At 63.5% G+C, this 19,741-nt stretch carries 20 protein-coding genes; 12 read left to right on the top strand and 8 right to left on the bottom strand.

Annotated elements, in window-relative coordinates; translation table 11 throughout:
- Positions 1-29: 29 nt before the first annotated feature.
- The gene (gene pyrE / locus EGJ68_RS02180) at positions 30-674 is read right to left on the bottom strand and encodes an orotate phosphoribosyltransferase (RefSeq protein ID WP_123032915.1); all 645 of its coding nucleotides are present in this window, start codon (positions 672-674) and stop codon (positions 30-32) included.
- Positions 675-792: 118 nt separating this feature from the next.
- Here pyrE and EGJ68_RS02175 point away from each other — a divergent pair, with 118 nt between their 5' ends.
- Positions 793-1,557 carry an exodeoxyribonuclease III gene (locus tag EGJ68_RS02175; protein ID WP_123032914.1) on the top strand — a complete coding sequence of 255 codons (765 nt, stop codon included), beginning with the start codon at positions 793-795 and terminating at the stop codon, positions 1,555-1,557.
- A gap of 6 nt (positions 1,558-1,563) precedes the next feature.
- Here the strand turns inward: EGJ68_RS02175 and rph are convergent, their stop codons facing one another.
- Positions 1,564-2,283, bottom strand: coding sequence for a ribonuclease PH (gene rph, locus EGJ68_RS02170; protein WP_123032913.1), 720 nt, complete (start codon positions 2,281-2,283; stop codon positions 1,564-1,566).
- Positions 2,284-2,474: 191 nt separating this feature from the next.
- Between rph and EGJ68_RS02165 the strand changes: the two genes are divergently transcribed.
- The 5 genes from EGJ68_RS02165 (at position 2,475) to EGJ68_RS02145 (ending at position 6,982) form a co-directional block, all read left to right on the top strand.
- The gene (locus tag EGJ68_RS02165) at positions 2,475-3,329 is read left to right on the top strand and encodes a YicC/YloC family endoribonuclease (RefSeq protein WP_123032912.1); all 855 of its coding nucleotides are present in this window, start codon (positions 2,475-2,477) and stop codon (positions 3,327-3,329) included.
- Between the two features lie 85 nt (positions 3,330-3,414).
- Positions 3,415-4,035 (top strand): guanylate kinase, encoded by a 621-nt coding sequence (gene gmk / locus EGJ68_RS02160; RefSeq protein WP_123032911.1) that lies wholly within the window; start codon positions 3,415-3,417, stop codon positions 4,033-4,035.
- Positions 4,036-4,152: 117 nt separating this feature from the next.
- Entirely contained in the window at positions 4,153-4,413 is a 261-nt protein-coding gene (gene rpoZ / locus EGJ68_RS02155) for a DNA-directed RNA polymerase subunit omega (protein ID WP_123032910.1), read from the top strand.
- 35 nt (positions 4,414-4,448) lie between these two features.
- On the top strand, positions 4,449-6,602 hold the full coding sequence (gene spoT / locus EGJ68_RS02150; RefSeq protein WP_123032909.1) for a bifunctional GTP diphosphokinase/guanosine-3',5'-bis pyrophosphate 3'-pyrophosphohydrolase: 2,154 nt from the start codon (positions 4,449-4,451) through the stop codon (positions 6,600-6,602).
- Positions 6,599-6,982 carry a RidA family protein gene (locus tag EGJ68_RS02145; protein ID WP_123032908.1) on the top strand — a complete coding sequence of 128 codons (384 nt, stop codon included), beginning with the start codon at positions 6,599-6,601 and terminating at the stop codon, positions 6,980-6,982. Before spoT ends, EGJ68_RS02145 begins: the two co-directional genes overlap by 4 nt.
- Here the strand turns inward: EGJ68_RS02145 and EGJ68_RS02140 are convergent.
- The gene (locus EGJ68_RS02140) at positions 6,979-7,419 is read right to left on the bottom strand and encodes a hypothetical protein (protein ID WP_123032907.1); all 441 of its coding nucleotides are present in this window, start codon (positions 7,417-7,419) and stop codon (positions 6,979-6,981) included. The genes EGJ68_RS02145 and EGJ68_RS02140 overlap by 4 nt on opposite strands.
- Positions 7,406-8,305 carry a Rossmann-fold NAD(P)-binding domain-containing protein gene (locus tag EGJ68_RS02135; protein WP_123032906.1) on the bottom strand — a complete coding sequence of 300 codons (900 nt, stop codon included), beginning with the start codon at positions 8,303-8,305 and terminating at the stop codon, positions 7,406-7,408. Before EGJ68_RS02135 ends, EGJ68_RS02140 begins: the two co-directional genes overlap by 14 nt.
- A gap of 156 nt (positions 8,306-8,461) precedes the next feature.
- Between EGJ68_RS02135 and recG the strand changes: the two genes are divergently transcribed.
- Positions 8,462-10,549, top strand: a complete 2,088-nt coding sequence (gene recG, locus EGJ68_RS02130) for an ATP-dependent DNA helicase RecG (RefSeq protein WP_123032905.1) — start codon at positions 8,462-8,464, stop codon at positions 10,547-10,549.
- Positions 10,550-10,555: 6 nt separating this feature from the next.
- On the opposite strand, the gene EGJ68_RS02125 is transcribed toward recG, so the two are convergent.
- Positions 10,556-11,092: a DUF1415 domain-containing protein gene (locus tag EGJ68_RS02125; RefSeq protein ID WP_269845658.1), complete on the bottom strand. Its 537-nt coding sequence runs from the start codon at positions 11,090-11,092 to the stop codon at positions 10,556-10,558.
- Between the two features lie 38 nt (positions 11,093-11,130).
- A complete protein-coding gene (locus EGJ68_RS02120; protein WP_123032903.1) occupies positions 11,131-12,501 on the bottom strand; it encodes an FAD-dependent oxidoreductase in 1,371 nt (456 codons plus the stop codon).
- Between the two features lie 232 nt (positions 12,502-12,733).
- Here EGJ68_RS02120 and EGJ68_RS02115 point away from each other — a divergent pair, with 232 nt between their 5' ends.
- From EGJ68_RS02115 to EGJ68_RS02105, 3 genes are read left to right on the top strand one after another with little or no spacing between them, the layout of a single operon-like run.
- Entirely contained in the window at positions 12,734-13,360 is a 627-nt protein-coding gene (locus tag EGJ68_RS02115; RefSeq protein WP_199227900.1) for a chorismate--pyruvate lyase family protein, read from the top strand.
- Positions 13,361-13,393: 33 nt separating this feature from the next.
- The gene (gene ubiA, locus EGJ68_RS02110; RefSeq protein WP_123032901.1) at positions 13,394-14,266 is read left to right on the top strand and encodes a 4-hydroxybenzoate octaprenyltransferase; all 873 of its coding nucleotides are present in this window, start codon (positions 13,394-13,396) and stop codon (positions 14,264-14,266) included.
- A gap of 5 nt (positions 14,267-14,271) precedes the next feature.
- Positions 14,272-15,441 (top strand): GNAT family N-acetyltransferase, encoded by a 1,170-nt coding sequence (locus EGJ68_RS02105; RefSeq protein ID WP_123033990.1) that lies wholly within the window; start codon positions 14,272-14,274, stop codon positions 15,439-15,441.
- A gap of 6 nt (positions 15,442-15,447) precedes the next feature.
- On the opposite strand, the gene EGJ68_RS02100 is transcribed toward EGJ68_RS02105, so the two are convergent.
- Positions 15,448-16,911, bottom strand: a complete 1,464-nt coding sequence (locus EGJ68_RS02100) for a flavin-containing monooxygenase (RefSeq protein ID WP_123032900.1) — start codon at positions 16,909-16,911, stop codon at positions 15,448-15,450.
- Between the two features lie 44 nt (positions 16,912-16,955).
- Positions 16,956-17,735: a peroxide stress protein YaaA gene (gene yaaA / locus EGJ68_RS02095; RefSeq protein ID WP_123032899.1), complete on the bottom strand. Its 780-nt coding sequence runs from the start codon at positions 17,733-17,735 to the stop codon at positions 16,956-16,958.
- A gap of 101 nt (positions 17,736-17,836) precedes the next feature.
- Between yaaA and EGJ68_RS02090 the strand changes: the two genes are divergently transcribed.
- A complete protein-coding gene (locus EGJ68_RS02090) occupies positions 17,837-18,349 on the top strand; it encodes a TRAP transporter small permease subunit (protein WP_123032898.1) in 513 nt (170 codons plus the stop codon).
- A complete protein-coding gene (locus EGJ68_RS02085; protein ID WP_123032897.1) occupies positions 18,349-19,710 on the top strand; it encodes a TRAP transporter large permease in 1,362 nt (453 codons plus the stop codon). Before EGJ68_RS02090 ends, EGJ68_RS02085 begins: the two co-directional genes overlap by 1 nt.
- Positions 19,711-19,741 lie beyond the last annotated feature (31 nt).

Here is a 19,741-nt window from a genome sequence, read left to right as displayed (position 1 = left end):
ATATAGAGGTTGCCAGCCGACGCAACAAGTCACACGCCGTAACGTTGTCGGTAGGCGCGCATGGCGGTCAGCACCCCGGTGTAGGCATCGCCCGCCGCCTGCAGATAATCGATGATGTGGCCCATGTTGATGATGCTGAGTACCGGAGTGCCCTGCTCCCGCTCAAGTTCCTGGATGGCAGAGGCTGCTCCCGTGCCGCGCTCCTGCCGGTCGAGACCGATGGCCACACCGGCCAGGCGGGCCCCCGCCGCTTCGATCATGCCGATGACCTCACGCACGGCGGTGCCGGCGGTAATGACATCGTCGATCACCAGCACACGCCCCTGCAAAGGCGCACCGACCAGCATGCCGCCCTCCCCGTGCGTTTTTGCCTCTTTGCGGTTGTACGCAAAGGGCACGTCGCGCCCGTGGTGGTCCGCGAGGGCCACGGCCGTCGCGGCGGCCAGCGGGATGCCTTTATAGGCCGGCCCGAGCAATACGTCGAATTCTATCCCGGCCTGCACAATGCTCTGGGCGTAGCAACGACCGAGCGTGGCCAGAGCCGCGCCGCTGGCGAACGCGCCGGCATTGAAGAAGTAGGGGCTGACGCGACCCGACTTGAGGGTGAATTCACCAAACTTGAGAACATCGTGACGACGGGCGAGCTCGATGAACTCCTGCTGATATGCGTTCATTTACAACTCCGAGCGGGAGTAAAGGCTGCGAATTGGGCATTTTGGGGTTATGCTTGCCAGACGACGCCGGTATCATGGGCAGCTCCATGATACACGCTCTCTCAGCAAGGGGCCAAGAATGAGGATCATCAGCTTCAGTGCCGACGGCATCCAGAACGCCGCCGGTAACGGATTTTATGACTGGCTGAACGAGCAGGACGCCGATTTCATCTGCATTCAGGATTTGCGCTGCACCGAATACGACCTGCGCGACGATCTCTACTTCCCGCGCGAATACAACGCTTACTTCTACGACCACGTCGATGGCAAGTCCAATGGCGTGGCGGTGTACTGTCGCAAGTTGCCGAAAGCGATCATGACCGGGCTGGGGTTCGCGGACTTCGACATGGAAGGCCGTTACATTCAGGCTGACTACGAAAACCTCAGCGTGGGCTGCCTGCTGGCCCCCTACGCCGAGCCGGGCAACGCCGAGCAGTTGGCGCGCAAGACGGAATTCTACGGACTGCTGCAGAACCACCTGCAGAAGGTTCGCAATAAGCGCCGCGAGTTCATCATCTGCGGTAACTGGCACCTGGCGCACACCGCGGCTGATGTGCAGGATACCGAACGCAACAGCACCGTTCCCGGCTTCCTGGCCGAAGAGCGGCAATGGATGGACGAACTGCTCGATGGCGGTTACGTGGACGCATTCCGGGAAATCAACTCAGACCGGGATGAGTTCAGCTGGTGGCCAGAGGGTGAGCCTGGCAGCAACGGCTGGCGCACTGACTTCCAGGTCATTTCCAAGGGCCTGAAGTACGCCGTGGATTACGGCGCCATCTACAAGGCGCGGGTGTTTTCCTCCCACGCCCCGGTCATCATGGATTACGACATCGAGGTCTGAGCCGCGTCAGCCTGCCAGCGCCTGTTTCTGGGCGGCAAACAGTTCGCGAATGCCGCTCTCTGCCAAGTCCAGCATGGCGTTCATCTCACTGCGCTGGAACGGCTGCCCCTCGGCGGTCCCCTGCACCTCAATAAAACCGCCGTCCTCGCCCATCACCACGTTCATGTCGGTGTCGGCGCGGGAGTCCTCGCGGTAGTCCAGGTCCAGTACCGGCTCACCCTGGAATACACCCACGGACACCGAAGCCACCATCTGCAACAGCGGATCAGTGGTAATCAACTTCTTGCGTTGCAGGTGGTTCAGGGCATCGACCAGCGCCACACAGGCACCGGTAATGGCCGCCGTGCGCGTGCCGCCGTCGGCCTGGATCACGTCACAGTCGACGGTGATGGTGAACTCCCCCAGCTTTTTCAGATTGACCGCCGAGCGCAGTGAACGACCAATCAGGCGCTGGATTTCCAGTGTGCGGCCGCCCTGCTTGCCGCGGCTCGCTTCGCGATCCATGCGCGACCCGGTAGAGCGCGGCAGCATGCCGTACTCGGCGGTCACCCAGCCACTGCCGGTGCCCCGCAGAAACCGCGGCACGCCCGGCTCCACCGAGGCTGTGCAGATGACGCGCGTGGCGCCGAATTCGACCAGCACCGAGCCTTCGGCGTGACAGGTAAAATCGCGGGTGAGGGAAACGGTTCGCAGGTCGGCGGGCGCGCGGCCGCTGGGTCGTTGCATGAGGTATCTCCAATAGGGTGGCGCGCCAGTATACGCGAGCCGCAGGCCGCATGCAGAGCATGCGCAACACCGGCTGCAATTGGCTGCAGGTATGACCGCCATGGGCAACGCCGGTGTGAGCCTTCCGCAGAGGCTGCTAGACTGCCCGCTCACACAATCAGCGAGGCCGGCAAGTGGCAGAGATTTACAGCATGACCGCATTCGCCCGGGAGAGCGCCAGCGTGGGTGGCGGTGAATTGACCGTCGAGGTGCGCACCGTAAACCACCGCTATCTCGACTGCAGCTTCAAACTGCCCGAGGCGCTGCGCAATGTTGAAACGCGGCTGCGGGAGCGCGCCACAGCGCGCCTCGCGCGGGGCAAGCTCGACTGCCAGTTTCGCTTTCAGGCCGGCAGCGCGCAGGCCGCTACGTTGGAAATAGACCGCGCCCGGCTGCAGCAGGTGCTCGACGCCACAGCCGAGCTGCGCGCCCTGCTGCCCGACGCGCAGGCCATCAATCCTCTGGAACTGCTGCAATTTCCAGGTGTATGCGCCACCGCGCAGACGGATGAGGCGGCGCTGCTTCAGGGCGCCACTGCGCTATTCGAGGCCGCACTCGCCAGCCTGCTGGACAACCGCGCCCGGGAGGGGGCCAAGATGGCGGCGGTGATTCGCGAGCGCCTGACGCTGGTGGAAGCCGCTACCCTTGCCACGCGGCAGTTGGTGCCCGCCCTGCGCGAACAGCAGCGTACCCGGCTGCAGGCGCGCCTGGCCGAGCTGCAGGTCGAGGTCGATCAGGGCCGCCTGGAACAGGAGCTGGTGTATCTGGCACAGAAGGCGGATGTCGACGAGGAGCTGGACCGCCTGCAGGCCCATATCGGCGAGGTGCAGCGCACGCTGGATAAAGGGGGGCCCTGCGGGCGCCGGCTCGACTTCCTCATGCAGGAGCTGAACCGCGAGGCCAATACCCTGTCCTCGAAATCCATAGCCAGCAGCAGCACCCACACCGCGGTGGAACTCAAGGTGCTGATTGAGCAGATGCGGGAGCAGATCCAGAATATCGAATAATCCGGTGGCGGAAGCCACCCCACTTACACCACGCAGCGTGTAAACTGCATTCGTACCTCGCACGCAACAAGGACAGCCGCAGCTCATGAAAGGCACCGGAACCCTGTACACCGTCTCCGCACCCAGCGGTGCCGGCAAAACCAGCCTGGTTAATGCCCTGTTGGCCCGCAGCCCGGCGCTGCAGGTCTCCGTGTCGCACACCACCCGCGCCCAGCGCCCCGGTGAACAGGACGGCGTCAACTACCATTTCGTCGATGAAGCAACGTTTCTGGGCATGCTGGAAGAAGCCGAATTTCTCGAGCACGCGCGGGTCTTCGGCAATCTCTATGGCACCTCCCAGGGCTGGGTGGAAACACAGCTCGCCGCGGGTACCGACGTCATTCTGGAAATCGACTGGCAGGGCGCCGCCCAGGTCAAACGCCTGCTGCCCAACACCTGCGGCATTTTCATTCTGCCACCCTCGCGTGAGGCGTTGGAGCAGCGCCTCACGGGCCGCGGCCAGGACGACCCCGCCGTGATTGCCAGCCGCCTCGCAGAAGCAGTGGAGGAAATGTCGCACTATGTGCAGTCCGACTACCTGGTGGTCAACAATGACTTCGAGACTGCCCTCGCCGAGCTGGAAGCCATCGTACTCAGCCACCGCCTGCAAACACCGCGCCAGCAACAGGCCCTCAGCGAGTTGCTGCAGGGACTGCTGCAACCCTGACTCGGCGCACACTGCCGTATTATTCACACCGCCACACGGCGCCAGCGCGCTATACACTCCGGGGGTGTATCCGGGTATAATTGAGGGTTCGTTCACCCTGACAGGAATCACCAGCACATGGCACGCGTAACCGTAGAAGACTGCCTTGAAAACGTCGACAACCGCTTCGAACTGGTCATGGTCGCCAGCAAGCGCGCCCGCCAGATCGCCACCGGCGGCAAAGACCCCCTGGTCGAGGAAGAGTCGGACAAGCCCACTGTGATCGCGCTGCGCGAGATTGCCGAAGGGCTGATCAATTCCTCCATCCTCTCGCGTGAAGAAGAGCGCGACGCGGAAGAGGAGCTCGCTGAAGTCATGGGGTCTCACGAGTCGCTGTAATGGCTCGGGCCTCCATGGTAAGCAGGTAACACAACATGCAGACCATAGACGCCCTCGACTCCACCCTGCGCAGCTACCTGAACCCGGCGCAGGCGCAGCAGGTGCGCCGCGCCTATTACTTCGCCGAGCAGGCACATTTCGGCCAGATCCGCCGCAGCGGTGAGCCCTACGTCACCCACCCCCTGGCAGTAGCCGGCATCCTCGCCGACATGCACATGGACCATCAGAGCCTGATGGCCGCCATGCTGCATGACGTGATTGAAGACACCGGCATCGAAAAGGATTCCATCGGCAACCAGTTCGGGCCGGCGGTCGCCGAGCTGGTGGATGGCGTGAGCAAGCTCACGCAGATGGAGTTCGGCTCGCTGGCAGAAAAGCAGGCCGAGAACTTCCAGAAAATGGCGCTGGCCATGGCGCGCGACATTCGCGTGATTCTGGTGAAGCTGGCCGACCGCCTGCACAACATGCGCACACTCGGCGTGCTGCCGCAGGACAAGGCGCGCCGCATCGCCCGCGAAACCCTGGAAATCTACGCCCCCATCGCCATGCGCCTGGGCATGAATGCGGTGCGCATGGAATTCGAAGACCTCGGCTTCAGCGCGCTCTACCCCATGCGCGCCTCGCGTATTCAGGCGGCGATCCGCGCCAGCAGCGGCTACCGCAAGGAACTGGTGGACAAGATTCGCCACCAGATCGAGTCCACCCTGGAACAGGAGGGGCACGACGTTGAGGTGATCGGGCGCGAGAAGCACCTCTACAGCATTTACAGCAAGATGAAATCCAAGAAGAAATCCTTCTCGGAAATCATGGATATCTACGCGTTCCGCATCATCGTCGATTCGGTGGATACCTGCTACCGGGTGCTCGGCTCGGTGCACAGCCTGTACAAGCCCGTACCCGGTGAGTTCAGCGACTACATCGCCATTCCCAAAGCCAACGGCTACCAGTCATTGCACACCGTGCTGATGGGCATGCACGGTGTGCCCATCGAAATCCAGATTCGCACCCGCGAAATGGAGGAGATGGCCAACAACGGCATTGCCGCGCACTGGCTCTACAAGAGCGACAGCCAATCCGCCAACGGCAGCCACGCTCGGGCCCGGGAATGGGTACAGGGCCTGCTGGAAATGCAGCAACGGGCCGGCAACTCTCTGGAGTTTATCGAGAGCGTCAAGATCGACCTGTTCCCCGACGAAATCTACGTGTTCACGCCCAAGGGGCGCATCCTCGAGCTGCCACGCGGCGCCACGGCGGTGGATTTCGCCTTTGCCGTGCACACCGACGTCGGCAACAGCTGTGTGGCGTGTCGGATCAACCGGCGCCTGGCGCCGCTGTCGGAGCCCTTGCAAAGTGGGCAAACGGTGGAAATCCTCACCGCGCCGGGCGCACGGCCCAACCCGTCCTGGTTCAACTACGCGGTAACCGCCAAGGCGCGCACCAACATCCGCCATTTCCTCAAGCACCAGACCCGGGAAGACTCCGTGGCGCTGGGCAAACGTCTGCTCGACAAGGCGCTGCAGGCCTTCGACAGCAACCTGGAGCAGCTGCCCACAGACCGCCTGCAGGACTACCTCGCCGGCCATGACTACAGCGCCCTGGACGACCTGCTGGAAGACATCGCCCGCGGCAACCGCCTGCCGCCTATCACCGCGCAACAGATCCTCGGCGAATTCGCCGAATCCTCGGAGCCCGCCAACCGCAAGCAGCAACCCGTGGCCATTCGCGGCACTGAGGGTTTCATGGTCACCTATGCGCGCTGCTGCCACCCCATCCCCGGCGACCCCATCGAAGGCTATCTCAGTTCCGAGAAAGGGGTGGTCGTGCACCGGGAGCGCTGCAAGAACCTTGCGGAAATGCGCGAGAACCGCGAGCGCCTGGTGGCCCTGCGCTGGGACGACCATGTGCAGGGGGAGTACCTTACCGAGTTGCGCATTGAGGTGGAAAACCGTCGCGGCATGATTGCGGTGCTCGCCACCCGTATCAACAGCATGGGCGTGAACATCGAAAAGATCTCCACGGAAGACAAGGACTACCAGTTCACCTACGTCGACCTCGCCATGCAGGTCAACAATCGCGTTCACCTCGCCAATATCATGAAGCGCCTGCGCACGGTAAACTCCGTGCGACGCGTGTCCCGACTCAAGAATGAAGCGCCTGCAAAGCGCCCGAAACCCGGAGCAAATCGTTGACCAATCGAGCCATCATCTCTACCCCGAACGCACCCGAGGCTATCGGGCCCTACTCACAGGCGGTCAAAGTCGGCAACACGGTGTGGCTGTCGGGCCAGATTCCACTGGTGCCGGGCACCATGGAGCTGGTTGCCGGTGACATCCAGGCCCAGGCACGCCAGGTGTTCAGCAACCTGGCAGCCGTAGCCGATGCCGCCGGTGGCAGCCTTGCCAGCGCCGTCAAAATCAACATCTCGTTGACGGATATGGCCGACTTCGCAGCGGTCAACGACGTGATGACAGAGTTTTTGCAGCCACCTTTTCCGGCACGTGCCTGTGTCCAGGTGGCGGGTTTGCCGAAGGGTGTCGCGATTGAGATCGAGGCGATCCTGGTCGTCTAGTCTGCCGTGGTTATCGGCGATAGCGTGTGCAGGCCGTGCACAGTGCCCGCTGCGTTAACGGAAATATACTGGTTATCGAGACGGTACAGGGGTGTGCATTCCTCCACACCCGCACGCTCGGGCAAACCCGTCTCAATAATGATACAGCGCCTGTCATCAACGGCGCGCCAATAGCCGCTGACAGTGCCACGCCCTGCCGCGCTGCGCCACTCACTGGTGAAACGGCCATCCGCAAACCAGTGATTCACTGCCTCGCCACCCCTGCCGTCTTGCACTTCAGCGTTATCACGCACGTTGGCGAAGGCGGCCTCAATCTCGCTGGATGTGAGCTGCACCGCGTTGGCGGGAAGGCCGACCTGCGCTGCCGCGATATGCGTTAAACCGACACACAGGAAGCAGGCTCCTGCGGCTCGCAAACAGATTTCACTCAGGGTCATGGTGATTATCCACTCCGGTTTTTGCCGTTTCACTGCGTGCCTGCACCACGGCAGTATAACCGGCGCGATAATCCGGGTAACGCAATACATAGCCGCTCGCGCTCAAGGCAATGTTACGGCAGCGCTTATGGCCACCACCGCGCGGCGTTGACGCGCCTTCCTGCCATTTGGTCAGCCCCAGCGCCTGCACCAGCCAGGTCTCCACCTCGAACTGCGGTGCGGGGTCGTTATCCACAGCGATCATGCGTTGTGCCGGTGCTACACCCTCTGCCCATTGCTGCAACAACCAGGCGAGAAGGCCACCCAGGTCATCCCGGTGGATGCGATTGCCGTAGCGTACCGGGCTTTCGGGGCACAACTCACCCCGCAGGATACGCCGCAGCAGAAAACCGTCCGGGTCGCCATAGATACCCGAGCTGCGCACAATACAAGCAGGGTGCGGCGAATCGAACAACAGCTGCTCGGCGTCGATGATGGCGAGTGCGGCGGGGTCATTGGTCGTCAGCGCGCTGTCGTCGTCCACCCAGCCCCCCTCAGCCTCCGCGTACACGCGTGTGCTCGACACCATCAGGATGCCGGCGGGACGATGCGAACCCAGGCCATCAAGCACGGTGCGCACGGCGTGGGTGAAACCTGCCTGATAGCCTTCAACACCGCCGCCTGCCGGTTTCAGGGTCAACAACACGAAATCGGGCGCCAGCGCCTCCAGCACGGAGAGATCAGCATTCGCTGCGGCGTAGTCGGCGGCGAGGCCCGCAAACCCCGCGGGGAGCCTGCTGGTGTCCCGGCGCAGGCCGGTGACGGACCAGCCGACCTCGAGTAACAGACTACCCGCGCGCGCGCCCAAATCGCCACAACCCACAATCAGCACACTTTTGCTCTTCATCTTGCCTTCCCTGACTGGTTACACTAACGGGCTTTCACCCGAACGGGCTCGCCTGCGTGTTTCCAGTGTACTGTAGTCTTCACCGACGAGCCCACCAAGCCGCGCCCCGTGCATCGTTGCGAGGCTTGTGTCCGCGGGCGGCCAAGGACACCCACCGTGGCAGTGCTTGAGCCCATTCCGCTGACGGCTTTGCGCGGTGTTGGCCCCAAGCTGGCGCAACAGCTGGCAGACTATGGCGTCACTCAGGTGGAGGACCTGCTTTTCCACCTGCCCTTACGCTACCAGGACCGCACACGTATCACCCCCATTGCCGGCCTGCAGGAGGGCAGTGAAGTCTCTGTAGAGGGCGAGGTGCGTCTGGCGGATATCGTCTTCGGCCGGCGTCGCAGCCTGGTCGCGCGCATTCAGGACGGTACTGGCACGCTGACACTGCGTTTCTTCCATTTCAGTGCCGCGCAGAAAAACAGCCTGCAGCCCGGCACCCGCGTACATTGCTTTGGCCAGGTAAGGCGTGGCGCCAACGGCTTCGAGATCTTTCACCCGGAGTACCGCGTGCTGGAGCCGGGAGAGCCTGGTAGCGCCACTGGTGGCGCGCAGCCGGCAACGCTCACACCGGTCTACCCGACCACCACCGGCATTGGCCAGGCGCAATGGCGCAAGCTGTGCAGCCAGGCCCTGGGCTTTCTGCAGCGCGCCCAGCCACGCGACCTGCTGCCCGCCGGCAGCCGGCAAGCCTTCACGCTGGTACAGGCGCTGCAATACCTGCACGCGCCGCCACCGGATGCCCCGCTGGACGCCCTGCTGGAGGGTCGGCACCCGGCGCAGCTGCGCCTGGCTCTGGAGGAACTCGTCGCCCACCATCTGTCACTGCTGCGCCTGCGCGCGCGCCAGCAGGCCACCCCCGCGCCGGCACTGGCGAGCGACGCAGGGCAGCGCCTGCAGCACACGCTGCTGCAGCGCTTGCCCTTCAGCCCGACCGGGGCACAGCAGCGTGTCATGGCAGAAATCGCCACGGATCTGGCCCGCCCCATACCCATGCTGCGCCTGGTGCAGGGTGATGTCGGCTCGGGGAAAACCCTGGTGGCGGCCCACGCCGCCCTGCAGGCCATCGCCAATGGCTTTCAGGTTGCGCTCATGGCGCCCACCGAAATCCTTGCTGAGCAGCACCGGCTCAACTTCGAGGCGTGGTTCACACCTCTGGGCATTGGTGTGGAGTGGCTCAGTGGGCGGGTGAAAGGTAAAGCCCGTGAAGCGGCGACCGCGCGGCTCGCCGCCGGCGAGGCGGCCCTTGCGGTGGGTACCCACGCCCTGTTTCAGGAGAGCGTGACGTTTCAGCGCCTGGGCCTGGTGATGGTCGATGAGCAACACAAGTTCGGCGTACATCAGCGCCTCGCCCTGAGCCAGAAAGCTGGCGCCGAGGGCCGGCCACACCAGCTGGTGCTGACCGCCACTCCCATTCCGCGCACACTGTCCATGGTCGCCTACGCCGACCTCGATTTCTCGGTCATTGATGAACTGCCGCCGGGCCGCGAGCCGGTGACCACGGTGTTGATCGACAGCCAGCGCCGCGAACAGGTTATCGCTCGCGTGGCCGGCGCCTGCGCCAGCGGGCGACAGGCTTACTGGGTGTGCACCTTGATCGAAGAGAGTGACTCGCTGCAGGCGCAGGCAGCGGAGGCCACCGCCGAACTGCTGCGTGAAGCCCTGCCGGGGCTGCAGGTCGGTCTGGTGCATGGGCGCATGAAGCCCGGCGAGAAAGCGGCCGTGATGGCGGCTTTCAAGGGCGGCGAGATTGCACTGCTGGTGGCGACCACGGTCATCGAAGTGGGTGTGGACGTGCCCAACGCCAGCCTGATGGTCATCGAGAACCCGGAGCGGCTGGGGCTGGCGCAACTGCACCAGCTGCGCGGACGCGTGGGCCGCGGCGGTGGCGCCAGCCACTGTGTGCTGTTGTACCAGTCACCCCTGTCGCGCAGCGGCCAGCAGCGTCTGGTCGCCATGCGGGAAAGCAACGACGGCTTCTATATTGCCGAGAAAGACCTGGAACTGCGCGGCCCCGGCGAAGTGCTCGGCACGCGACAAACCGGCCTGCTCGCGTTTCGCATCGCCGAGCTGCCGGCACACAATCACCTGTTGGACACTGTGCACGCCATTGCCCACACGCTGCAGCAGGGTGACCCGGAGATCATCGACGCCTTGATCCAGCGCTGGACAGCGAATCGCGAGAAATTTGCCGAGGTGTAGCTGCGCTCAGAGCGCCTGCCACGCGGCCAGCTGTGCCGCCAGCGCCGCGCGGCCGATGCTGTTCAGGCGTGCAACGTTCTCCGCGGGAATGCGCTCGGGGTCTGGCCAGGAGGCCAGCGCCCGTTCCAGCATGTCCTCCCGCAGCAGGTGTATCACCGGCAGCGGCGCGCGGTTGCTGAAATGACTCGCAGCCTGCGGGGGCTCACCGGCAAACTGGTACTGCGGGTGAAAACTTGCCAACTGCACAATGCCCTCAAGTCCCGCAGCCACCAGCAGCGCATTGGCGTGGTCGAGAAAATCCAGGTAGTCGTCAAAAGACGCCAGCCCCCCGCTGAAGGCCAGCAAAGTGGTGGCGACTTCATCCTCGTCGCTGCGCAGGAGCAGGTCGAATTCCGCCAGCAGGCAGCTGGCCATTACGCGTTGCCCCGCCGCGCTGTCATCCGCGTCGCAGACCACCAGACGCAACGCCGGCGACCCCAGCAGGGGCCGTGCAAAGGGGCACAGGTTCATCCCGACCACCCCGGTTTCCAGCCAGGCCTCCAGTTGCCGCCGGGCTCGCCCGGCGTCCAGCGCGCCGTGGCTCAGGGCAGTATGGCCGGCAGGGCTTTCTGCAGCTCGATTTTAGCCTTGGTGGCATCGCCGGTGAGCGCAAAGCCCAGCAGCTCGCCCGCGGCATTGCGGAACTCCGCGCGCACATCGCTGCCGTCAGCGTCGATCTGCCATTCGCCCTCGGCGCCCACCGCCGGCGGTGCCACCACAACCGGGCAGGCCGGCGTTTTGATGGTCACCGGCATGGGTGGGTATACCACTTCCGTGGGCTCACCAGCGAGAGTCTTGCCCAGCGCGCGGGAACAGGCTACCAGCGGTGCCACGTAGACCAGCACGTGGCCCGCCACTTCGGCACAGTCGCCCAGGGCGTAAACGTTGGCTGCGCTGGTCTCCAGCAGGCGGTTGGTCACCACACCCCGGTTTACGTCGAGGCCGGCGGCTTTGGCCAGGTCTACCCGCGGGCGTACCCCCACGGCGGACACCACGATGTCGGCGGTAATGCGCTCGCCATTGTTCAGGCTCACCACAACGCCCTCTTCGCCACGATTGACCGCGGTGACCAGCGGGCCAAAATGGAAACGGGCACCCTTGGCCTCCAGAGCCGCCTGCACCGCCTTGCCAGCGGGCTCGGGCAGCAGCGTGGGCAGGCAGTAACCCAGCGGGTCAACCGCCTCCACCTCGTAGCCGCCATTCAGCAGGTCATTGGTGAATTCACACCCGATCAGGCCACCCCCGATGATGCACACCTTGCGCACGCTGTTCTTCTGCATCGCAGTGCGGAAGTCATCGTAGTCGAGCAGGTCATTCACCGAGTACACCAGTTCCAGCGCATCGCCTTCAATGGGCGGCTGAATGGTCTGCGCGCCCAGCGCCAGCACCAGCTTGCCGTAGTGAATCACGGTCTCTGCATCACCGACCTTGATAATCTGGTTGGCGGTGTCGATGCCGGCGACGTGGGTCATGGTCCACACACTGGCTTTCAGCTGCTTGCCCATGGATCCGGCGTCCAGCTGGGCGAGGTCGTCCGCGCTGGTGTCCTTGGTATAGCCGGTGGACAGCATGGGCTTGGAGTAGGAGCGGCCATCGTCGGAGGTGATGAGGATCAACGGGGTTTCGCTGTCGTGTTTGCGGAACTCCTTGGCCACACCATAACCGGCCAGGCCGGTGCCAATAATCACCACCGGCGGGTGAACCTTGTCTGCAACCGGCTCCTCGTGGTGCGGTGTTTCGTCGACCGGGGACTCCTCGATCAATTCGAAATCTTCCTTGCCCACACCGCAGTCGGGGCACAGCCAGTCTTCGGGCACATCTTCCCACTTGGTACCCGGCGCAATGCCATCATCCGGCCAGCCTTCTTTTTCGTCGTAGATCAGGCCACAGACTATGCATTCCCACTTGCTCATAATGACACTCACTCTCGTTCGGTTACGCGGGTCGTCAGCGCCTGTGCCACGCGCAATTGCCGGTGGCGGAAGACGACCTGATTAGGAGCAAAACACTATAGAGTTACGGGAAAATTGTGCAAGCGCTTTGCGGGCTGGGGCTGGACAGAACTTCGCGCTGGTTTAACACCCTTGCATGCCCAACGCAGCTGGCGCATGCTCGCGCCTTTGTATTTCCGGAGACCCGGTTATCGTGCCCGCCCCCCTGCCGGCAGACTCAGGCCGCGACCCACTGTGGCGCCCAGAGCAACAATTCACCAGCACCCAATTGGCGGCGGCCCGCCGCCGCTGGCTGCTTGATGATGGCTCACTGACCGCACGCCTGGTCGCCCTCGACGCAGGTACGTTCAGCGTGCACAGGCTCTATCAAGGCTGGCAGGTGCCGCTGCCGTCTGAACAGCGCCTGCTGCAGGTACCGGCACGCCAACGCGCACTGGTGCGCGAAGTGCTGCTCCGGCTCGACGGGCAGGCCGTAGTGTTCGCCCGCAGCGTGTTCCCGATCAGCAGCCTGAACGGCGAGCTTGCCCACCTGCGCAAGCTGCAGCATCGCTCGCTGGGCGCGATTCTGTTTCGTTACCCCGGCATGCAAAGAAGCCCCTTCGAGCTGGCGCGACTGAGCGGCCACAGTGCCTACATGGCGCCCTGGGTGCGCCAGGAAGGGCCAGCCTGGGCGCGGCGCTCCTGCTTCGATATCAGGGGCAAACGCCTGCTGGTCAGTGAAGTTTTCCTGCAGGGGTTTACGCCCTGGGACGCCTCGCTGGCGGTACACCGCAGCCGGCGCGGCACAGTGAGCGCTGCAATCCACCGCATAAAGCAGTAAGCTTGCCGCTCGTCTCGCCACAGCCCACGCAGCATGTCCGCAACCATTTCCACTTCCGCCCTGCTCAAACTCGTGCGTTTCGATCGGCCCATCGGCACCCTGCTTCTGTTGTGGCCGACCCTCGGCGCGCTGTGGATAGCCGCAGAGGGCACGCCTGAGCCGCGCCTGGTCATCATCTTCTGCCTCGGCACGCTGCTCATGCGCTCGGCGGGCTGCATCGTCAACGATCTTGCCGACCGACACTGGGACGGCAGCGTGACGCGCACCCGCGAGCGCCCGCTGGTCACCGGTGCGGTGACGGTGACCCAGGCTCGAGCCCTGTTCCTGCTGCTATGCCTGGCCTCCTTCGGACTGGTGCTGCTGACCAATACCCTGACCACCCTGCTTTCGGTGGTCGGTCTCCTGCTCGCCTCTACCTATCCCTTCATGAAACGCTACACCTACTGGCCACAGGTGGTTTTGGGGGCGGCATTTTCCTGGGCCATTCCCATGGCATTTGCTGCCCAGCTGGAGGCGTTGCCCTCAGCGCTCTGGCTGCTCTATCTCGCCAACCTGTTGTGGACCATGGTCTACGATACCCAGTACGCCATGGTCGACCGGGACGACGATATCAAGGTGGGGATCAAATCCACGGCGGTGCTGTTCGGTGACGCGGACCGACTGGTCATCGGTGCCCTGCAGGCGCTCTGCTTGCTCGCCTGGCTGCTGGCCGGACAGCGTTTCGGTTTGGGCGCTGCCTATTACCTGGGCGTACTTGTCGCCGCGTTGCTATTCGGTTATCACCAGTACCTGATACGCGGGCGCGACCGCGCTGCCTGCTTCCGCGCGTTCCGTCACAACAACTGGGTGGGGCTGGCACTATTCATGGGTATTGCACTGCATTATTTCTTCAGCGCCCCGGCGTGAGCGCGGTGACCACCGAAAGCACAGCGCCAGCGCCGCCGACTGCGGAATTCATCGACAGCCTTGCGCGGGTCAACGCCACCGAGTGGGATGCGGTGGCCGGCAGCGACTACCCGTTTCTGCAACACCGCTTTTTATACGGCCTGGAAACGACCGCCTGCACAACCGCAGATACCGGCTGGCAACCCTGCCACCTGCTGCTGCGCCGGGGCGCAAAGCTGGTTGGCCTGTTACCGCTGTACCTGAAGGCGCACTCTTACGGCGAATACGTCTTCGACTGGTCCTGGGCGGACGCCTGGCAACGTTCGGGACTGGAGTACTACCCCAAGCTGGTGTCCGCCGTACCCTTCACCCCGGCCACCGGGCCGCGCCTGTGTGTGGCCGACGGGGAAGATGCCGCCAACCTGTGGCCAGCCGCAAGGGCCGCCATTGAGGAGTTCGCCAGCGCGCGCGGCCTGTCATCCTGGCATCTGCTGTTTCCGGATGAGGACACCTCCAACCGGCTGCTGGCGGCCGGGTTACCTCAGCGCATGACCACACAATTCCACTGGTTCAACGCCAACTACGGCAGCTTTGATGATTTTCTCGCCGGGTTTGCCAGCCGCAAACGCAAGAACCTGCGTCGCGAGCGCGAACGCGTGGCGCAGCAGGGGCTGAGCCTGCAACTGCTGCGCGGCGCCGAGATATCGGCAGCCGACTGGCAACAGTTTCACCGCTTCTACCAGACGACCTACGCGCGGCGCAGCGGCCACGGCGGTTACCTCACCCGGGACTTCTTTCTGCAGACGGCGGCCTCTCTGGGGGAGCAGGCGATCATGGTGGTCGCGCGGCACAGCGGGCAAGCGGTGGCCGCCGCCCTCTACTTCCGCTCATCCACCACTCTGTATGGCCGCTATTGGGGCTGCAGCGCCGACTTCGACTGCCTGCACTTCGAAGCCTGCTACTACCAAGGCATTGAGTACTGTATTGCCGAGGGGCTGCAGCGCTTTGACCCGGGCGCCCAGGGCGAGCACAAGATTCAGCGCGGTTTTCAGCCGGTACACACCTACTCCAACCACTGGATCGCCGACCCGCGGCTGGCTGAGGCGGTTGCGGATTTCACCCGCCGGGAGCGTCCGCATATTGAGGCCTACCGGGAAGACGCCGCAAGCCTGCTGCCGTTTCGCCGCGAGAGCTGAACCGCGTCAGCGCATATCGAAGTCGGCGAAGTCCGGCCCGCGCATGTGCCACCAGTAATAGAGCGTGGAATTGGGCCAGTTGTTGACCACCTTGCCCGCGGCGTTCTTGTACCAACTGTCGCAATTGGCTACCCACACCGTACCGGCCAGCTCTCCCTGCATGTGGTCGTTGTAGGCGCGCATCGCCGCGGCGTTCACGTCCAGCGCATGCAGATCATGCGTGAGGAGTTTTTCGATACAGGCCGCCGCGTAGCGCACCTGACGCTCCACCATGAAGATGATCGAGTTGCTGCCGAGGTTGGTGTTGGGGCCATAGAGCATGAACAGATTGGGGAAGCCCGTCACACACACGCCGCGATAGGCTTCCGCGCCCTGCGCCCAGGCCTCGGCCAGGCTGCGCCCGCCGCTGCCTGCGAAATTGACGCCGGACAGCATGGCCGATGTGTTGAAACCCGTGGCGTAGATAATCACATCGGCAGGGCGCGCCTCGCCATCTGCCGACACCACGCCGTCGGCATCCACAGCGGTGATTGCCGCTGTCACCAATTCCACGTTGTCGCGGGCAAATGCCTGATAGTAATCATCCGCAACCAGAATACGCTTGCAGCCGACCGGGTAGTCCGGCGTCAGCTCTCTGCGCAGGGTGGGGTCATCAATGTGTTCCTGCAGGTGATCGCGCGCCCATTTCTCCCACAGCGGGCGCAGCAGGCGGCTATTGCGCAGCACCGGGTAGAACAGCAGCTCTCCGCGCAGGTACACAGCGGCCCGGTGCAGTTTCTGCAGCCAGGGCCAACGTGCAAAGCGGCGCTTGGCGCCCTCGGAGTAATCACTGTCGTTGCGTTTCACCACATAGTTCGCGCTGCGCTGGTAGACATACAGCTGCGCCGCCTTGCGCGCCACGTGCGGGATGAACTGCAGTGCGCTGGCGGCGTTGCCGACGACCGCCACACGTTTGCCTTGCAGGTCGATATCGTGGCGCCAGCGCGCGGAGTGGAATTGCTCGCCGGCAAAGGTTTCCGCGCCGGCAAACGCCGGGGTGCTGGGAATATTCAACTGGCCCAGACCGCTCACCAGCGCACGGCCGCGCAGCAGCTCGCCGCCTTCCAGGGTCACCTGCCACTCGCCGGCGGCCTCGTCGAAGTCGGCACTGTGCACTGCAGTCGACAGGCGCAGCCGGTCACGCAGGCCGTACTTGTCCGCGCAGTGTTCAAAGTAGGCCCGAATTTCATCGTGGGGAGAATACTTCCGCGACCAGTTCGGATTCGGCTCAAACGAGTAGCTGTAGAGTACCGAGGGCACATCACAGCAGGCACCGGGATAGGTGTTGTCGTACCAGGTGCCGCCCACGCCCGCGGATTTTTCCAGAATCACGAAATCGTCGATTCCCAGTTCCCTCAGGCGCACGCCCATGCAGATGCCGGACATGCCGGCGCCGATAATAATGACCTGGTGGCTGTTCGAGTGACTCATGCACTGTTCCTGTTATGGTTATATGTCACAGCGGCCGAGTGGCGTCAGTTTGGCGCCGCCTCGCGCGTGAACACCGGTTCCCGCGGCCCCGACTCCTTGGGATTGTAACGGTAGCCATCGGCTCCGAAATCGCGCAGCGCCTCGGGCTCGTTCAGGCTGTTCTCGATGATGAAGCGCGCCATTTGCCCGCGGGCTTTTTTCGCATAAAAACTGATGATCTTGTACTTGCCGTGCCGCAGCTCCTTGAACTGGGGTGTAATCACCTCCCCGTCGAGTGCACGCGGCCGCACGGCCTTGAAGTACTCGTTGGACGCCAGGTTCACCAGCACCGGGCTGCCGCTCTTGCCCAACTGGGCATTCAAATTGCGCGTGATGGCATCGCCCCAGAACTGGTACAGGTTGCTGCCGCCACGGTTGGCAAAGCGCAGGCCCATCTCCAGCCGGTAGGGCTGCATCAGGTCCAACGGGCGCAACAGGCCATACAGGCCAGACAGAATACGCAGATGCTGCTGCGCGAAGGCCAGTTGGGCACTGGTTAGCGTATCCGCATCGAGGCCGGTGTAGACGTCTCCGCGAAATGCCAGCAACGCCTGCTTGGCGTTGTCCAGGGTGAAAGGCGGTGCCCAGTTGTGAAAGCGGGCGTGGTTGAGTTGGGCGATGTTGTCGCTTACGCCCATCAGCTCACGAATATCCTCGGGGGCGAGCCTGCGGGCATCCTCAACCAGCTCGGCGGCCTCCTGCATGAACTGGGGCTGCGTGTTCTTGCGGGTGTGGGCAGGAGTTTCGAAGTCCAGCGTCTTGGCTGGTGAGATGAGTGTCAGCATGAAACGTTTTCCGTGGATGGCGCGTGCCGGGAACACAGCTTTCGCCTGAAACAGCGGCCTATGATACCCTGCACCGGTTTGTTCAAAAAGACCAATAACAGATGCGTCTGCTCGCCCGTGTGGCCCATTTCATCGACCGGTTTACCGAAGCCTCCGGGCGCCTGCTCGCCTGGCTGATACTGGCGATGGCCTTGGTGACCACGGCCGTCGTGGTGTTGCGCTACGGCTTGAACACCGGTTCGATTATGGCGCAGGAAGCCATCATGTACCTGCACGGCTGCCTGTTCATGCTGGGTGCCGCCTACACACTGAAGCACGATGCCCATGTCCGTGTGGATATTTTCTACCGGCAGTTTTCGCCTCGCGGCAAGGCGTGGATCAACAGCCTGGGGGGTGTCACCTGCCTGTTGCCCCTGTGCGCTTTCCTGCTGTTCATGAGCTGGGACTACGTGGCAGCTGCCTGGGCAATCCGTGAGACGTCGCCGGAACCCGGCGGCATTCCGGCGGTATTTCTGCTCAAGACCCTGCTGCCGTTGCTGGCTGTGAACCTGTTTCTGCAGGCACTCGCGGAAACCCTGCGCAACACCCTGTACCTCGTCGGGGAGACCGGGTAATGGACGGTACCATCGCGCTGTACCTGTTTGCCTGCATCTGCCTGCTGCTCATGCTGGGCTTTCCCGTGGCCTTCACGCTGGCGGGGGCATCGCTGGCCTTCGCTGCGGTAGGCATCATTGCCGGGCATTTCGACCCGGCCTTTCTCGCCGCATTGCCCGCGCGGATATTCGGCACCATCAACAACGATACCCTGATTGCCGTCCCCCTGTTCATTCTCATGGGCGTGATACTGGAGAAGTCGCGCATCGCGGAGCAGCTGTTGGGCACCATGTCGCGCAGCTTCGGTGCTTTCCCCGGGGGGCTGGGCATCGCCGTGGTACTGGTGGGTATGCTGCTCGCGGCGAGCACCGGCATTGTCGGGGCCACGGTAGTGACCATGGGGCTGTTGTCGCTACCGAGCATGCTCAAGGGGGGCTATGACCCCGCGCTGGCAGCAGGCACGATTTGCGCTACCGGCACACTGGGGCAGATCATCCCGCCCTCTATCGCACTGGTGCTACTGGGGGACGTGCTCTCCAACGCCTATCAACAAGCGCAGCTCAACGTCGGTATCTTCAACCCGAAAACCGTATCCGTGGGCGACCTGTTCATGGGCGCGCTGCTGCCTGGCCTGTTGCTGGTGGCTCTGTATCTGGCCTACATCATCGGAGTTGCCCACCTGAACCCGCGGCGGGCACCGAATGTGGAAACTGCGCCGGTGTCAGCCGCAGAAATACTGGGCAGCCTCGCCCCGCCGCTGGCGCTGATCAGCCTGGTGCTGGGTTCGATTCTCGCCGGGGCCGCCACGCCCACGGAAGCCGCGGGTGTGGGGGCAACGGGCGCGCTGCTGCTGGCCTGGATCAAGCGCGAGATGCCCTTCGCCCGGTTGCGGGAGACGGTTATCGACAGCATGAAGGTGACCTGTATGGTCTTCATGATCCTGATCGGGGCCGCGGTGTTCTCACTGGTGTTCCGCGGTTTCGGCGGTGAGGACCTCATTCACCACTGGTTTGATCGCATGCCCGGCGGCGTGTTCGGCGCTACGCTCATTGTGATGCTGGTCATCTTCCTGCTCGGCTTCATTCTCGATTTTATCGAAATCACCTTCGTGGTGGTGCCCATTGTTGGGCCGGTACTGCTGATGATGGGGCTCGACCCCATCTGGCTGGGTATCATGATCGCCCTCAACCTGCAGACCTCTTTCCTCACGCCCCCGTTCGGCTTTGCCCTCTTCTACCTGCGGGGGGTGGCTCCGGCGGCTCTGCACACCAGCGCTATCTACCGTGGAGTCATTCCTTTTATACTGATCCAGCTGCTGGTACTGGCGGCCCTCTGGATATGGCCACCGCTGGCAACCTGGTTGCCGGCTGCGCTGAAATAGCGCCTGCTGCGTACACACTTTTCTGGCAAAC

It is taken from the genome of Haliea alexandrii (assembly GCF_003719295.1).
Taxonomy (GTDB): domain Bacteria; phylum Pseudomonadota; class Gammaproteobacteria; order Pseudomonadales; family Halieaceae; genus Haliea; species Haliea alexandrii.
The sequence above is the reverse complement of the archived record's forward strand: the minus strand, read 5'-3'. Positions and strand labels throughout refer to the sequence as shown.

Coding starts and splice junctions, on each gene's coding strand:
- pyrE (WP_123032915.1), bottom strand. CDS start 674: ATGAACGCATATCAGCAGGAGTTCATCGAGCTCGCCCGTCGTCACGAT.
- EGJ68_RS02175 (WP_123032914.1), top strand. CDS start 793: ATGAGGATCATCAGCTTCAGTGCCGACGGCATCCAGAACGCCGCCGGT.
- rph (WP_123032913.1), bottom strand. CDS start 2,283: ATGCAACGACCCAGCGGCCGCGCGCCCGCCGACCTGCGAACCGTTTCC.
- EGJ68_RS02165 (WP_123032912.1), top strand. CDS start 2,475: ATGACCGCATTCGCCCGGGAGAGCGCCAGCGTGGGTGGCGGTGAATTG.
- gmk (WP_123032911.1), top strand. CDS start 3,415: ATGAAAGGCACCGGAACCCTGTACACCGTCTCCGCACCCAGCGGTGCC.
- rpoZ (WP_123032910.1), top strand. CDS start 4,153: ATGGCACGCGTAACCGTAGAAGACTGCCTTGAAAACGTCGACAACCGC.
- spoT (WP_123032909.1), top strand. CDS start 4,449: ATGCAGACCATAGACGCCCTCGACTCCACCCTGCGCAGCTACCTGAAC.
- EGJ68_RS02140 (WP_123032907.1), bottom strand. CDS start 7,419: ATGACCCTGAGTGAAATCTGTTTGCGAGCCGCAGGAGCCTGCTTCCTG.
- EGJ68_RS02135 (WP_123032906.1), bottom strand. CDS start 8,305: ATGAAGAGCAAAAGTGTGCTGATTGTGGGTTGTGGCGATTTGGGCGCG.
- EGJ68_RS02120 (WP_123032903.1), bottom strand. CDS start 12,501: ATGAGCAAGTGGGAATGCATAGTCTGTGGCCTGATCTACGACGAAAAA.
- ubiA (WP_123032901.1), top strand. CDS start 13,394: ATGTCCGCAACCATTTCCACTTCCGCCCTGCTCAAACTCGTGCGTTTC.
- EGJ68_RS02100 (WP_123032900.1), bottom strand. CDS start 16,911: ATGAGTCACTCGAACAGCCACCAGGTCATTATTATCGGCGCCGGCATG.
- yaaA (WP_123032899.1), bottom strand. CDS start 17,735: ATGCTGACACTCATCTCACCAGCCAAGACGCTGGACTTCGAAACTCCT.
- EGJ68_RS02090 (WP_123032898.1), top strand. CDS start 17,837: ATGCGTCTGCTCGCCCGTGTGGCCCATTTCATCGACCGGTTTACCGAA.
- EGJ68_RS02085 (WP_123032897.1), top strand. CDS start 18,349: ATGGACGGTACCATCGCGCTGTACCTGTTTGCCTGCATCTGCCTGCTG.